Raw genomic sequence first — 15,362 nt, 5'->3', positions numbered from 1 at the left:
GACATTCTCATGGCTGAAGCAGTCATCGTCGAGGCAGTTCGTTCCCCCATCGGCAAGCGCAACGGAGGACTGTCCGGGGTGCACCCGGCCGAGCTGTCTGCCCAGGTCCTCAACGGTCTGGTGACCAAAGCCGGCATCGACCCCGAGCTCGTCGACGACGTCATCTGGGGCTGCGTGATGCAGGCCGGCGAGCAGGCCCTCGACATCGGCCGCACCGCGCTGCTCACCGCCGGCTGGCCCGAGACGGTGCCCGGCGTGACCGTCGACCGCCAGTGCGGGTCGAGCCAGCAGTCCGTGCACTTCGCCGCGGCCGGCGTGGTGGCCGGTCATTACGACGTGGTGGTCGCCGGCGGTGTCGAGTCGATGTCGCGGACCCCGATGGGTGCTTCTTTGGCCAACGGCGGGCGCCCCTACCCGGAGAACTTCCTGAGCCGCTACGAGGGCAAGATCCCCAATCAGGGCATCGGCGCGGAGATGATCGCCGAGCAGTGGGGCTTGTCCCGTCTCGACCTGGACCAGTTCTCCCTGGACTCGCACGAAAAGGCCGCTGCCGCACAGGATGCCGGTGCTTTCGACGACCAGATCGTCGCCATCAAGGACTCCGAGGGCAACGTCGTGCTGAAGGATGAGGGCATCCGCCGCGGCACCCCGATGGAGAAGATGGCCTCGCTGAAGCCGGCGTTCAAAGAGGACGGCGTGATCCACGCGGGCAACTCCTCGCAGATCTCCGACGGCTCGGCCGCCCTGCTGTTCATGTCGGCCGAGAAGGCCAAGGAACTGGGCATGAAGCCGATCGCCAAGGTGCACACGGCGACGTTGGCCGGGGCCGACCCGGTGATCATGCTGACCGCGCCGATTCCGGCTACCCAGAAGGTGCTCAAGCGCTCCGGGCTGTCCATCGGCGACATCGGCGCCTATGAGGTCAACGAGGCGTTCGCGCCGGTTCCGCTGGCCTGGCTCAAGGACATCGGCGCCGACGAGAGCAAGCTGAACCCCAACGGCGGGGCGATCGCGCTGGGCCACCCGCTCGGCGGCTCCGGTGCCCGAATCATGACCACGCTGCTGTACCACATGCGGGACAAGGGAATTCGTTACGGCCTGCAGACCATGTGCGAGGGTGGCGGGCAGGCCAACGCGACGATCCTGGAGCTGCTGTGACGGACGTTCCCGGCGCTCTCGTCGAGCGACGCGGCAACGTCATGATCATCACCATCAACCGTCCAGAGGCCCGCAACGCGGTCAACGGTGCGGTCAGTATCGGGGTCGGCAACGCCCTCGAGGATGCCCAGCACGATCCCGACGTGCGGGCGGTGGTGATCACCGGCGCGGGCGACAAGTCGTTCTGCGCCGGTGCCGACCTGAAGGCAATCTCGCGGCGGGAGAACATCTACCACCCGGACCGTCCGGAGTGGGGATTCGCCGGTTACGTGCACCACTTCATCGACAAGCCCACCATCGCCGCCGTCAACGGCACCGCCCTGGGTGGCGGCACCGAGCTGGCACTGGCCAGTGACCTGGTGGTGGCCGACGAGCGTGCCCAGTTCGGGCTGCCGGAGGTCAAGCGCGGGTTGATCGCCGCCGCTGGGGGCGTGTTCAGGATCATGGAACAGCTGCCGCACAAGGTCGCGATGGAGTTGCTGCTGACCGGTGAACCGCTGACCGCCTCGGACGCCTACGAGTGGGGCCTGATCAACCAGGTGGTCAAGGAGGGGGCGGTGCTGGATGCCGCTCTGACGCTGGCCGCACGGGTGACCGGAAATGCGCCGCTGTCGGTGCAGGCCAGCAAGCGCATCGCCTACGGCGTTGACGAGGGTGTGATCACCGCCGAGGAAGTGGGCTGGGACCGCACCATGCGCGAGATGCGTTCGCTGATCAGGTCTGAGGACGCCAGGGAAGGTCCACTGGCGTTCGCCGAAAAGCGCGACCCGGTCTGGAAGGCGCGCTAGATCGCGGGGAAAGGTCAGGACGCCAGGACGTTGACGCCCCACTGGAACAGGGGCGGCAATGCCGTGCAGGCCGGGACGATGGCGCGGCGCACCGCATGCGGCGTGCTGGCCAGCACCAGACCGCGGGTGAGCAGCCGGTAGTCGCGGGTCACCCGGTGCCAGGCGCGCTCGTAGGCCTGCGGGGTTTCTTCGGCGAGCGCGCCGACCGCGGCGGCGGCCTGCTTGACGGCGAGGCTGATGCCTTCACCGGTCAGCGCGTCTTCGTAGCCGGCAGCGTCGCCGACCAGCAGCACCCGACCGGCCACCCGGCGCGAGACCACCTGCCGCAGTGGGCCGCACCCGCGCGGCGACGTGCGCTCGGCACCTTCCAAACGCTTTGCCAGCCAAGGAAACCAGTCGAGTTCGGGGCGTTGGCGGGACAGGATCGCCACGCCCACCAGATCCGGCTCTACCGGGGTCACGTACGCCTCACCCCACCGCGACCAATGCACTTCGACGAATTCCGACCAGACGGGCACCCGGTAGTGCCACCGCAGGCCGTGGCGGCGCGGTGTGCCGCGGGTCGCGGCGATCCCGACGGCGCGGCGCACCGTCGAATGCAACCCGTCGGCGCCGACCAGCCACCTGGTTCGGACGCCCGCTGCGGATACACCATGCGCATCCTGCTCGACGAAGCTCACCTTGGTCCGGATCCATTCGGTATCAACCACTTTCGCACGCGCCTCCAGCGCCGCGTGCAGCGTGGTCCGTCGCACCCCCCTGCCCGGGCCGCTGCGGAACAACGCCTCGGCACGGCGATGTTCACTGGCATAGGCGATTCCGCGAAACGGCATACCGGCAGGATCGACGCCGAGTGATGTCAGCTCTTTAAGGCCGCCGGGCATCAGTCCCTCACCGCACGCCTTGTCGATAGGACCTTCCCGGGTTCGGCTACAAGGACCGAAAGTCCTTGGCGCCGTGCATGCAACGCGGCGGCTAAACCGCCGGGGCCGCCCCCGACGACCAGCAGGTCGGCGTCGTAATCGGTCATGCGTAACCTAGCACCGAGTTCTCGACCCGCAACCGGACCGACAGCAAGGCGGCATTGGCCAGGGTGAAGACAACCGCGGTCAGCCAGGCGGTGTGCACCATCGGCAGGGCGACGCCTTCGGCCACCACCGCAACATAATTCGGGTGGTGCATGAATCGGTAGGGACCCTTCTTCACCAGCGGCGCGTGCGGCAGCACGATCACCCGGGTGTTCCACCTCTTGCCCAGCGACGTGATGCACCACCAGCGCAGGCCCTGGCTCAACGCCAGCACCACGACCATCGACCAGCCCAGCCACGGGATGAAGGGGCGGTGCAACGCCGATGGTTCCACCAGGCAGCCCACCAGCAGAGCGGTGTGCAAGATGACCATGACGACGTAGTGCGGCCGGCCGAACTCCTTGCCGCCCTGGGCAAACGACCACTTGGCGTTGCGCCGCGACACCACCAGCTCGGCCAGGCGTTCCAACACGACCGCCAGGATCAACAGGTAATAGGGAACTAGCATTGCAGCGGCACCAGCTCCGAGCAGAACGCCGACACGATTGCGATCAGTTCGATCGAACTTCTTGGTGGCGGGCAGAAAAGTTGTGGGATTAGGCGCATCCAGCACCACCGGCAAGATGTTGCCATGGCTGAGCGACGATTCTCGGGCTTCGTCGATTGCCGCGGGCAGGAACACCTAACCCGCTTTCGACCGCCTCGATCACCCAGGGCCAGCCGGGTTTGCATTCCGGGTTGGGCACATCCTGACGCGCCAACCCAGGGTGGGCAAGGACGTTGCGCATTAATTCCTGCGGTAAGCCTTCGGTCATGCTCGCCCGATTGGCCGACAGAATAATGGTTAGACCATCACTGCCGGGCTCCTGCCGAAGGCACGAACTTATGGGATTCGCCACGCGGTCATTTTCGTGCTGCATAGTTAAACAACCTAACCCTAACCGACCGTGGCTCAGCTTACCTACGTCGACATGAGGAAGCCGCGGCGGTGCGCTGAGCGGTTGCGTTGGGTCGTACCCAGTGTGGGGCATGAATGTAGCTTGGGCGCTGTCGATCACTCGGTGAGGGCGCTGATCTTGATGAGGTTGTGGGTTAACCCGCCGTGTCCGGTCCAGATCGGGTTCCTTCAATGCCGTCGATGCGGGGCCGATCCCAGCCGTTGACCTGTGAGGTCCCAAGACATACGCGACCTGTTGTCGTCGGGACATGGTTACCGTTGGCGGGGGCGGTGGGCGTTGAAGTTGCGGATGGGTTTGGTTGACGTCCGTGCGTGCAGTGATAGCTCTGTAGTGCCGTCCAGCACGCGGAAGTGGTGGTCATCGACTACGACGGTGACGATCGTTCCGACATGCGTTCTGCCGACACGCAGACGTTGGTCGGCGATCATGATTACGCCGTCTTTGGGGACTCGCCGCTGAACGCTTTGGGGGCCGGACGGTGGGGGCGGCGGAAGCGGCGATGCTGCGGGTCTGACCCCCTTGAGCTGCTGGACTTCATTGCTGCTGAATGGGTTTGGCAGTGTCTTGAGCAACATGTTCCCTGCAGTCGCGTGGATGAGGCCACCGTCTAATCTCAACGTCACTCTGGTGCCGGCGATACCCGTACCCAGGGCCAGGTCGCGACCAGCGACCACAACGATGCCGTCGCGGCTTGCTGTGCGGTCGATTTCGATGGGTCCAGGTCGGTTACCCGCGGACACGCCTGTCGCGGCGGGCTCAACCGGGTCTGCTCGCCCGGCGCGGACACCGCGCAGCGACAGGTGCTTAAGGCCAGCGGTGGTGACTCGGGATGGGACAGTTTTGATGACCTCGTCGCCAGGCACGACATGGATGCGGGCGAGGTCAATCCATAAGGTCACCGTCAGGCCGGCGTAGTTCTTGCCGACCCAGAGTTGCTGCAGGCCGGCGATGGCCACGACACCCGAGGAGGGGACGCGGACGTCCATCTCGATGGGTCCGCAGGCGCGGATGTCGGTGGGTTGCAACAGCGGTGCGGCATTGGTGGTCTGGTCGGCGGAATGGGTCTCGTCTGACGGCGTGAGTGTGGATTCGCCAGCCCGGTTTCGAAACAGGCTGGCCGGTGTGGCCATGTCCAGCGATTGGTGTGGGCGGACCGTGTTGTAGGCATGTACCCATTCGTCGATCGCGGCCTGGGCCGCCTCAATGGATTCGAACGCACCGACTTCGTCGAGCAATTCGCGCCGCAGTGTGCGGTGGAAGCGCTCGACCTTGCCGGTGGTCGTCGGCGAACGACGTCTGGTCAAACGAGCCGTGATGCCGTTCTCGCGGCAGATCCGCTCGAAGAGCACCTCGACGGGCAGTGGCCGGGTGAATTTTCCGGTGAACTGCTTACCGTTATCGGTCAGCACCTCAAAGGGTGCACCCCAGCGGTTGATCGCCGCGAGGAACGCCTCACATACCGCAGGGCCGGACGGCTGCGGCAACACGGTGGCAGCGACGACGAATCGGGAATGGTCGTCGATGGCGGATTTTGTGTTCGCGTCCGTTGACCAAGAAGACCCCACCGACGATGTCGAGTTGCCACAGGTGCATCGGCGCCTCCCGCGCCCACCGCTTGTAGACCCGTTTATGTTGCTGCTCTTGAGTATTCACAAGACCGTTGCGCAGCAGAACCCGATGCACAGTCGAACGCGACGGAGCCTGTCCGCCGATTTCACGCTTCAGCTCATAAGCGATTCGTCGCGCTCCCCACCGCCGATGATGCCGGCGCATCTCGCAGATCAACGCTTCAACATCGGCGGCGATGCGGCCCGGGCTGGAATGCGGGCGACGGGACTGATCGGCCAAAGCCTTCAAGCCGCCGGCCTCGTAGCGTTTGCGCCAGGCAGTGACCGTCTGGCGCGTGACGCCATAGCGTTCAGCGACCTCACCAACGGGTGCACCGTCGCTGACTTCAGTGACAGCGCGCAGGCGGACCTCGATCGTGACGCGCGCCGCAACATCGGAATCTGATTCGTAAATCTCTGGATTGACCTCCACCAGCCACGGATTGCCCGTCAACGATGTCCTGGTGACGATCGGTCAACGATGTCCTGAACCCATACACGTCACCGTAGCCACGTTTGAGGGTGCTAGATGCGGCCTTCACGTCCGTTGCGCTACGTGACGGTTTGCCTGAAGCTAACCGGTGTTCTTTGGCTGGTCGCACCTGGGAAGGTTTGCCTTTGCGAGGTATCACTACCGTGCGTACGCCTAGGTCGTGCTGGGCGTCGTCGACGCCTTTCTCGCAGTATCCGCGGTCGGCGGTGATGGCGGCGACCGCGGATGCCCTGGCGCTGCAGATACGCCCACAACTTGAGGCTGCTGTACAAGCTGCCCGCACCGACTCGAGTCTGCCAGCGACCCAGCAGCTGACCGTCTTCTGACGCTCTGACTGGGATGACGTTGCGCTACTCGCTACTTGAGATTGGCTCCGCTCGAAAAGTAGCGGGTTAAAGGGAGATCTCAGCGTCTGCTGCAGCGTAGGTGCTTGGGGTACCTGGACACCATGTCAAGCGAATCCGCTCGGATCAAAGTGCTTCGCCCATGGCGACATCAAGGTGTTTCCAGTAGAGAAAGTTGGCTAGGGCAGAGCGCTGGGCGGCGGGGTTGGTAGCGGCGTAGGCCTCGTTGACGGCGACTTCTCGCGCGTAAGCAGCGTAGGCGTGGAATGCACGAAAATGAGCCCTTTCGTGGCCGGGGGCGTTGCTGGTCATGGGTTTCATCACCTCGAACCATAATTTGGAACCGCGGTCGGCCGGCGGATCGGCGTTTGCAGACGTCGGCCACAACAAAGTGAAGAGGTCGCGCAGACCGCCGGCTTTCCTGAGCTCATCAGCTCCTTTAGCATCCACCACTTCGGGCATTGGACGCGGTTCACGCGCAGGAGCGGGATATGCCGGGGCGGGCGGCAACAGGTCGATTAATCGCCCATCGGTGGTGCCTGCGAGCTGAACTGCTGCCGCGGGGTCGACTACCTCCAACCGGGAACGGCCGAGCATCGCGCCTTTGCGTGGGATGTCTTCCGGTTCGAGCACCACCGTGGCCACGCCAGGGTCGGAATCGACGAAGCGCTCCTTTGCTCCGATGACTGCACGCAGGTGTGTGTTGTGGTGGCTGACCCAGCATTGCAACGCAAACAGCGGCTGGGTGGACCAGCGTGCCCGCTCGGCGACGGGGATGCGCGCGTCGGCGCTAGCCATGGTCACACACTCCGGTAGTTGCAATCCTTCGGGAATGTAGGCCAGTCCATAGCTGTTAGCCACCAAGATCGCACCGTCGTTGGTTACCGCAGCAAGCCAGTAGAAACCGTAGTTTCCCTCATCCTGGTCGGGCGCATGCAAGGCGGCCGCGATGCGTCGCGCCAAGATCAACGGATCATTTCCACCGCTCTTGCCGCGCGGCGGATTGGCCGTGCAGGCCGCGATAGCAGCGTCGCGTGCGGCGCGCGCCGCCGAAACCGGGATCGGTGCCGCAGCAGAATCCGGCCCCGGAGTGTGATCTGCCGCCTTCGGGCGCACAGCGGACTCGCTTTGGGCAGGGGCGCCGGGACTGCGAGTGGTCGCGGCATGGTTGGGTAGCCGGCCCGAGGGCCGCGGTCCGGCACCGGACCCTGCCACCGCGCCGCTCGCGACGGGACTCGATCCGGCCGGCGTCATAGTGGTGGGCGGCGTGCCGGTCGAGGCGATGGGCGCGAACGGCATCGACGAGTCTGGCGCATGGAAAAGACCAACAGGCTGCTGTGCCGACGATGCCTCGCTCAGCCCCTCAGCCCGCCCCGTTGAAGATGCCCGCTGCGTTGCGACCGGAGTCACCGGAACGGCAGGTTCACCCCGCGGCGCACTCGACGCTGCAGAACCGGGTTTGCTGGAGATCGGTGGCGACGATTCAGTTGGCTTCGCAGGTGGTGTAGGTGTCTGTGGGGTCAGGTTGGGTGTCACGTTCAGTGTGGTCGTCCCTGTTGGCGTCGGACGCCATCCAGATGATACGGACGAAGCAATCGTTGGGACACATGAAATGGGGTCGGGCTGGTGCTCAATCCCCTCCCCGACGAGTGGCTTTTCTGGGTTCGATGAGACATGAGAATTGACTGGAAGTGGGCTCGCCGGCGGTGTTTTCTGGTCGAGCAGTTCCGCTAATGCATTGTTTGGAGGCATCCAGGTGCGGCTTTCATGAACCTGCTCGACGAAGTCGGCGACTACACTGACATTGGCACTGCGTGTCGCGATTACCAGAGCATTGATGGCGGAAGTTCGCTGAGCCGGGTCCATGGTGCGGTTGATTTCCAATGCGTTGATCTCGCGGTGAGCAGCCTCCACATTGTCGCTGACGTGCGATTTGGCCTGTACGATCGCCTCGGCGATATATTCGTGCCAGGTAATCGCGGTGACGAGATCGTCTTGCAGTGTTGTTAGTAGCCGTATGTGTCTGTCGAGTTCGCTATTGGCCGCGTCAGCGGCACCCCCTGACCAGATACCGCCGTCGAAGATCTCAGCCTGCTGGCGCCGGCTGGTCGCGAAGACATCGCTGGTCTCTCGCAGGACCTCAATAAAGGCCCGCCTCCGGTCATAGAAAGTGTCTTCGTCGACGTCCGGCCACCCGGACTGACCGACCATCTGGTCGACATGGCTACCTGTCGGCCTTGAAATTCCCACCGTTCATTCCTCCTCTATCGCCGGAATCCGCGTAGTTCACCTCAGTCACTCAGCTGGCGACGAGCAGTGTCATGATGTCGAAGGTAATCGATGTGAAGTCCGTTCACGGGCGGCAAATCGGAGGCTAGCGTCGTGAACGTTGCGTAGCGGAAGTGATCTATGTCGACGGCGCGCACTAGTCGGCTGTTCTCACACGCTTTCCAGAGCTCATCTTCGGGCGTCCGTCGGATGGTAAAGGCCGCCGTTGGGGGAATGCATCCTTCCAGGGGAGCGACCCGGGCGTCGTCGGGCGCCGGCGCAAATGCGTGGATAGGTCCGCTGGCTGGAACACTGCGCTCAGTGGCTGCAACACCAACGCAAGGACGGGCAGAGACGACGTCTCAATGTTCAGCGCTGCACGTTGGTGGCAGGAAAACTTGCGGGCGGCGCAAATATTTATTCGCAATCTTCTTCTAGACGCCTGTGTGCGGCACGCATAGCTTTTCTCGTGACGGTTCTCGCGGGGTTTCAGCCGCACGGGTGCGGGCTTCGCGGCGATAACTGATTTCGCAATTCGCGTCCTGCGGACTGCGGTCAAGTCGGCCTTCGACAAGTGAGGGGCATCTCTTTGGCGAACGTGACGGCGCTGTCGGTCACGCTGGCGTCATCTGGCGTTGATGTGGGGTGTCTCTTGATTAGTGAACCCTCCGCGGGGAGGGAGGCCATTGCCGCAAGCGTGGCACGGGCTGCCCACAGAAGAGGGGCCACCCAATGACGCAACCCCAGGCATCGAGTGTGGAGTTACAGGAACTCTTGTCCCGAGCCGAGGAATTAGAGGTCTCCATCGGACAACTCTATGAGGACAAAATCCAAGCGCCGTCTAACCTCTCAATGGCGATTAAGGCGGTGGAGCAACTTGAATTCTCCGCCTACAACGTGCGGGCTTATATCTCCGCAGGGCAACGGGAGTGGGCAATATTGGCTAAGTCGCTCCGAAACGCGGCCAAAGCCTATGAACAAGTAGACGAGGGCGCTGCCCAGGCCCTGAGTTCGGGCAGCAATTCGGTAGCGCCGGTGATGCCCAGTCTTACCGGCGGGGATCTTCAGGCGGTACCGCCGCTCGGCGCCACACAGCTAGCGGCGACGGGACCCACGTCGCAGTACCAGGATCTTGAACAGCGGGCGTTTGATATAGAGCAAGGTGATAATGGGCCATCGTTAGACGCCTTTGCTGATGCATGGGAGGCGACGCAAGAAGCGTTGCAGCGGGCTGTTTACCGATTTCGACCTTTCTTAAATTGGGATGGCGCCGCGGCCGAGGCTGTCGAGGCAAACTTTGGGCAACAAAGAGCGTGGTCCGCACAGATTGCGGAACTGTGCGGAACGATGGTCTCGCAAGCTCGAGCCCTCGCAGCAACACAACGCTGGGCTTACCAGGAACATATTTTGTACAAGGATGGGAGAGTCGGTTATAAGGACCTAGTCGAGTTCTTAAGCCGGCCTCTTCCTCCTAATCTGATGCCTGATCCAAGACGCTTATTCCTGCAAGTCGTTGCAGAATTGCAACAGAAATCGGATGACGTGATAGCCCAATACCCAAAGAGAGCGGGCCTGCCGCTACCGCCGTTGAATCCGCCGAGTCCTCCCACCGCTTACGCACTGGATCCGCCCTCCGACCACCCGCCGGTAAATCCGGATCCTTCGCCCAGCCTCAACCTGGGCCCTGCCCCCACTGTCAGTGGCGGAGTCCCGCCTTCCCAGACGCTTCCCAACCTGGCTGGATTGCCTCCTATGCCGTTCGGCGGCGCGCCAAGCATGCCGGCTAGTGCGATGCCGGCCCAAGCTTCGACGAGCCGCAATGGGGCCAGAGGCTCGCCCGGAACGGGACTTACTCCTGCGTCGATCCGAGGCGGTGGTGCAATGCCGTCGATACCAATGCAGCCGGCCCCGGGAGCCGGTGAGGCAACATCCCAGGGCGCCGTGCGTCAGGGCTTCGGCATGCCCGGCGCAAATTCCACCGCAGGCAACGCACCGGGCGGTGTTGGCACCGGGTTGGCGCCCACCGGAGCCCCGGGTGCGAGCCAGGGCGGGGCTAACAAGGGCTCACGCGCGCAACAAGACGACGAGCCGCTCTACACCGAAGACAGGCCGTGGACCGAGGGACTCATCGGTATTCCTCCAACCAATGCCATCCCAGACCGCAAGGACTCTAGATGACGACCGAAATGCATCCCCAAGTGGCAGAGGCACTCAGGCAGATGAGGCGGATTCAATCAGCGCTCGAAGATGAGGAACGCCAAGCGAATACTGCGTCTTTCGCGGGAACCGACGAAGCCAAGACCGTCAAAGTAACACTCGATTGGCGCCATTGGTTGACCGATCTGTACATCCAGGATGGCTTATTGAAGCACGGTGCCGAATTGGTAGCACAGCGCATCAACGCAGCGCTGCGCGACGCGGAAGCGAACGCGGCCGCAACGCTTAGGGAGCAGGACCAGCGGCTGAGTGCGTCACTTGCGGACATAGTAAGTGAACTACAGAAGGGCTTAAATTTAACCCTGAAATCTGCTACCTAGTACTGCGGATGTTCCATGCGCAAACTGACCGAAAGACCACTAGGACAAAGGCCCTTCCGTCGCGCTCGTAACGAGTGTGTAACCCAAAATAAGGAATTGCAAAGATGATTGCTGATTCCGTTCGCCTCATTGCTAATCTGGCTGGCATTGGTCAGCAAGCCGCCGGTGCAGGAATTGGTGGCGCCGGTATGGGCGGCAGCGCAAGCGGTGAATATTACGCTTCAGTGTTTTCCAGCGTTGCCGGAGACGCACTGGCTCCTTTTGCGAAACGCATGGCCACATCTCTCACCACATCATTGGTTGATCGATATTTGAGTGTTGCCACTGGAATGCAAGGCGCGGGTTCGGCGGCTGTGGGCTCCGCTGCCCAGATCATCCTGAAAGTTATTGCTGTTGTTGATGTGTTGGAGTTGATGACGGGGTTTGGGCCGCCTGCCGATGGGGGTGACGTGGAGGCTGGTTCGGCAGAATTCAGCGCGCTTTGTGGGCAGTTGAAGTCGGCTCTTCCGGATTCGCGTTGGCAGGGTTCGGCGTCGCAAGCTTATGCTGCTCAGGACACGCTGCTGCAAAATCTTGCGCAGCGGTTGGCGGAGTTGGATCATGCGTTTGCTGGGTTGGTGAAAGATCAGGCCGATTGGGTGGTGCATACCCGGTTGGCGATGGGTGTGGTGAAGGACATCCTTGTCGCGGCGTTCCTGTTGACGTTTGTTCTGGCATTTTCGCCGTGGGCTGGCCCGGTGGTCGCGCGGGTTTTTGCGCTTACCGTTGCTGCGCTTGCGATGTCAACTGTGCTGGGTATGGTTGGCGCTTTGGTTAATTTTTCGGTGAACAATGGGCGTGAGGCTGACAGTTTGGCCGGCGAATATCGTGAAGTCGTCACGGCTGCGGGTGTGGTGTCGCCGAGCGGGTTGGCCAAGGCTGCGGGGTCTGTGCAGGGGCCGGCGGCTGTGCAGTCCGGTGTGGGTAGCGCCGGGTCGGTGGCGGAGGGTGGGTCTGGTGAGTCGGCGATGCCCAGTGTTGCTGTGTTGGCTGGCTCGGGGATGGCGAGCCAGGGCTCTACGGTGACGCAGCGCGCCACGCTGGGTGCGTTGACCGGGGATGGTGCCGGGGTGGGAGACGGCTCGGTGCCCGCGTGGCCCGGGCTGCCGGTGCCGGGGGGCGCGAGGCTGAGCTGGCCTGTCGCCCCCGGGGTGGCGGCGGTGACGCGCGCGGGGCAGGCGAGCGGTGTGTCCGGGTCTGGGGGCCCGCCGGGCAAGGCGGTCGACCAGGGGGGTGCGCCGCTGGGGCTGGTCGCTGCCATGGCGGGTAAGGGTCACGTGCCAGCACCCGCTGCCAGGACTGCTGCCGCGCCGGGGGCGCCGGCGGGGGTCGATCCCCATGACGCGGCTGCTCTGACGGGGGACCTTGAGGGTGCTGGGCCCGACACGAATAGCCAGCTTGGCGAGCGGGCGCCGATCGAGGCTGGTGCGCGCGGTGGCGGAACGGCGCAGCAGCCACACCCCGCACCATGCAACGGGTGAGAAGTGCTCACGTCGTCACGATCGCAGACAGCCACACCATCGCCAGAAAAAGTAAGGAACCCAACTCGTGCCGGACTTAACTGTCACAGCAGGCTACTTGGAACAACTAGCTGCCATGCAGGACCAGGCCGCGACCGCGGCCGGATCCGCGGCCGATGCAGCGTCGGGGATCAAGACCGAGGTGTGGGTCACACACGGTGTGATTTGCGGAGCATCCAACATTGCGTTCACCGGTGCCGAGGAAGTACGCCGCGCAGCGGGTGAGGCTATGAAGCAGGCCTCGATCAACCTCGCGGCAAAGCTGCGGGCCGCCGAAAGTGGTTACCACGGCACCGATGAACAGACGCGGGCAAGTATCGACCAGCAGGTGGTTTCGTCTTGATCGGGCCTGGCGCTGGTTACACCGGCTTTGGTCGGCGCGGTCGGTGTGGCCAATATCAATGCCAGAGCGCTGATGGTGCGGTGTTGGTGCGGGAATGTCGGTTTGGTGATACCCCGCGAGGACCGGTGTTGGCCGGATAGAAAGCTTCCCAAAGAAGCCGTCCTTTGCAGTACATGATCAGAAGAGGGGGCCCATGCGGCAGTGCTTACCCGGAGGCGACGACGACCACGAGGACCTCGGCGCCCTGAACTTTTCCCACGCCGATAGAGAAGACGACGAAGGACTGACCGCTGATGCGTTGCGCGCCTACGCACTGACGGAGCCAGAAGATTGTGAAACCGACTTGGCCGCGATCCGATTCGACTCTGACCAGGACCAGAACTCAGACGACGAGGATCCCGTGGCGTTGTTCACGGTAGCCAATCCCCGCGAAACTGTTTGCGTCTCGGCGGGTCTAGACGGCCGGATTCACCAGGTCGATCTTGCACCGGAGGCGACGAGCATGAATGAATCCGAGCTTGCTGACGAAATTCTCGTTCTCGCGGTTCTGGCCCGGCACAAGGGTTTGGCCGGTCAGCATGCCTATCTCTCCGACGAGGATTCGCTCCCGGAAGCCCTCTGTGAATTGGAATCTTTAGACGGCTGCAAGGTCTTGCATGAGCTTATTGCCACTGGCGTCGCGGCGTGGACACCTGAGCAGGCTGCCGTCGCTCAAGATGAACTGTTTGCCGTCCGATATCAGAGAAACAAATGACTGTGGAGGTGCAAGCTGATTGAGTATTGTGCGCCGAGAAGAATTGCTCACTGGCTCGCTTGTTGCGGAAATTTCTGATGAAAGGAAGCACAGGTGGTTCTCGGTGAAGCCCTGCAGCTGATTGGCAATTTGGTCGGGGTGGGGCAGCAATTCGCTGGCGCAGGACTCGGCGCCGCTGGTATTGGTGGGAAATCGAGTGATGAATATTACGCATCGATGCAGACCAGTATGATCGGCGACGTGTTAAGATATCCGGCTGGAAAATTCTGGTACTTGGACATCATGGATGGCCTGTCGGGCCCGTATTTCGAGCACATAGACGCGTTGTCAGAAGACCAAATAGATTCCTTTCTGCAAGCGGGTGAGATCATCCTGAAAGTTATTGCTGTTGTTGATGTGTTGGAGTTGATGACGGGGTTTGGGCCGCCTGCCGATGGGGGTGACGTGGAGGCTGGTTCGGCAGAATTCAGCGCGCTTTGTGGGCAGTTGAAGTCGGCTCTTCCGGATTCGCGTTGGCAGGGTTCGGCGTCGCAAGCTTATGCTGCTCAGGACACGCTGCTGCAAAATCTTGCGCAGCGGTTGGCGGAGTTGGATCATGCGTTTGCTGGGTTGGTGAAAGATCAGGCCGATTGGGTGGTGCATACCCGGTTGGCGATGGGTGTGGTGAAGGACATCCTTGTCGCGGCGTTCCTGTTGACGTTTGTTCTGGGATTTTCGCCGTGGGCTGGCCCGGTGGTCGCGCGGGTTTTCGCGCTTACCGTTGCTGCGCTTGCGATGTCAACTGTGCTGGGTATGGTTGGCGCTTTGGTTAATTTTTCGGTGAACAATGGGCGTGAGGCTGACAGTTTGGCCGGCGAATATCGTGAAGTCGTCACGGCTGCGGGTGTGGTGTCGCCGAGCGGGTTGGCCAAGGCTGCGGGGTCTGTGCAGGGGCCGGCGGCTGTGCAGTCCGGTGTGGGTAGCGCCGGGTCGGTGGCGGAGGGTGGGTCTGGTGAGTCGGCGATGCCCAGTGTTGCTGTGTTGGCTGGCTCGGGGATGGCGAGCCAGGGCTCTACGGTGACGCAGCGCGCCACGCTGGGTGCGTTGACCGGGGATGGTGCCGGGGTGGGAGACGGCTCGGTGCCCGCGTGGCCCGGGCTGCCGGTGCCGGGGGGCGCGAGGCTGAGCTGGCCTGTCGCCCCCGGGGTGGCGGCGGTGACGCGCGCGGGGCAGGCGAGCGGTGTGTCCGGGTCTGGGGGCCCGCCGGGCAAGGCGGTCGACCAGGGGGGTGCGCCGCTGGGGCTGGTCGCTGCCATGGCGGGTAAGGGTCACGTGCCAGCACCCGCTGCCAGGACTGCTGCCGCGCCGGGGGCGCCGGCGGGGGTCGATCCCCATGACGCGGCTGCTCTGACGGGGGACCTTGAGGGTGCTGGGCCCGACACGAATAGCCAGCTTGGCAGACCGGCGCGGCCAGCCACCATTGACAGCGGCGTAGTAGCACCTTCACGCCCGCCCTTGAACTCAGGGTCAACGCCCTAGATTCGA

At 63.2% G+C, this 15,362-nt stretch carries 12 protein-coding genes and 1 pseudogene; 8 read left to right on the top strand and 5 right to left on the bottom strand.

Features of this window, described 5'->3' with window-relative positions; all coding sequences use genetic code 11:
* The first annotated feature begins 9 nt into the window (after positions 1-9).
* Both JX552_RS23860 and JX552_RS23855 read left to right on the top strand, forming a co-directional pair.
* A complete protein-coding gene (locus JX552_RS23860) occupies positions 10-1,158 on the top strand; it encodes a thiolase family protein (protein WP_205874301.1) in 1,149 nt (382 codons plus the stop codon).
* The gene (locus JX552_RS23855; protein WP_205874300.1) at positions 1,155-1,946 is read left to right on the top strand and encodes a crotonase/enoyl-CoA hydratase family protein; all 792 of its coding nucleotides are present in this window, start codon (positions 1,155-1,157) and stop codon (positions 1,944-1,946) included. Before JX552_RS23860 ends, JX552_RS23855 begins: the two co-directional genes overlap by 4 nt.
* A 14-nt stretch (positions 1,947-1,960) precedes the next feature.
* Here the strand turns inward: JX552_RS23855 and JX552_RS23850 are convergent.
* The 5 genes and pseudogenes from JX552_RS23850 to JX552_RS23830 all read right to left on the bottom strand — a co-directional run bounded on the left by JX552_RS23850 (position 1,961) and on the right by JX552_RS23830 (position 8,627).
* Positions 1,961-2,976: pseudogene (locus tag JX552_RS23850) on the bottom strand (NAD(P)/FAD-dependent oxidoreductase).
* Positions 2,973-3,482: an isoprenylcysteine carboxyl methyltransferase family protein gene (locus tag JX552_RS23845; protein ID WP_205878650.1), complete on the bottom strand. Its 510-nt coding sequence runs from the start codon at positions 3,480-3,482 to the stop codon at positions 2,973-2,975. Before JX552_RS23845 ends, JX552_RS23850 begins: the two are co-directional and overlap by 4 nt.
* Before the next feature lie 702 nt (positions 3,483-4,184).
* Entirely contained in the window at positions 4,185-5,417 is a 1,233-nt protein-coding gene (locus tag JX552_RS23840) for an integrase core domain-containing protein (RefSeq protein ID WP_241010695.1), read from the bottom strand.
* A complete protein-coding gene (locus JX552_RS23835) occupies positions 5,386-5,994 on the bottom strand; it encodes a helix-turn-helix domain-containing protein (RefSeq protein WP_205874298.1) in 609 nt (202 codons plus the stop codon). Before JX552_RS23835 ends, JX552_RS23840 begins: the two co-directional genes overlap by 32 nt.
* A gap of 509 nt (positions 5,995-6,503) precedes the next feature.
* Complete coding sequence (locus JX552_RS23830; RefSeq protein WP_205874297.1) at positions 6,504-8,627, bottom strand: secretion protein EspK; 2,124 nt, start codon at positions 8,625-8,627, stop codon at positions 6,504-6,506.
* 750 nt (positions 8,628-9,377) lie between these two features.
* Between JX552_RS23830 and espB the strand changes: the two genes are divergently transcribed.
* From espB to JX552_RS23800, 6 genes are all read left to right on the top strand, one after another.
* Positions 9,378-10,823 carry an EspB family ESX-1 secretion system-associated protein gene (espB, locus tag JX552_RS34425; RefSeq protein WP_205874296.1) on the top strand — a complete coding sequence of 482 codons (1,446 nt, stop codon included), beginning with the start codon at positions 9,378-9,380 and terminating at the stop codon, positions 10,821-10,823.
* The gene (locus JX552_RS23820) at positions 10,820-11,182 is read left to right on the top strand and encodes a YbaB/EbfC family nucleoid-associated protein (protein ID WP_205874295.1); all 363 of its coding nucleotides are present in this window, start codon (positions 10,820-10,822) and stop codon (positions 11,180-11,182) included. The genes espB and JX552_RS23820 overlap by 4 nt, the downstream gene beginning before the upstream one ends.
* Positions 11,183-11,286: 104 nt before the next feature.
* Entirely contained in the window at positions 11,287-12,702 is a 1,416-nt protein-coding gene (locus JX552_RS23815) for an EspA/EspE family type VII secretion system effector (protein ID WP_346779287.1), read from the top strand.
* A gap of 67 nt (positions 12,703-12,769) precedes the next feature.
* Complete coding sequence (locus JX552_RS23810) at positions 12,770-13,084, top strand: ESX-1 secretion-associated protein (RefSeq protein WP_205874293.1); 315 nt, start codon at positions 12,770-12,772, stop codon at positions 13,082-13,084.
* Between the two features lie 193 nt (positions 13,085-13,277).
* Entirely contained in the window at positions 13,278-13,838 is a 561-nt protein-coding gene (locus JX552_RS23805; protein ID WP_205874292.1) for a DUF2694 domain-containing protein, read from the top strand.
* Positions 13,839-13,931: 93 nt separating this feature from the next.
* Positions 13,932-15,356, top strand: coding sequence for an EspA/EspE family type VII secretion system effector (locus tag JX552_RS23800; protein WP_205874291.1), 1,425 nt, complete (start codon positions 13,932-13,934; stop codon positions 15,354-15,356).
* Positions 15,357-15,362 lie beyond the last annotated feature (6 nt).

This window comes from Mycobacterium gordonae, assembly GCF_017086405.1.
Taxonomy (GTDB): Bacteria; Actinomycetota; Actinomycetes; order Mycobacteriales; family Mycobacteriaceae; genus Mycobacterium; species Mycobacterium gordonae_D.
The sequence above is the reverse complement of the archived record's forward strand: the minus strand, read 5'-3'. Positions and strand labels throughout refer to the sequence as shown.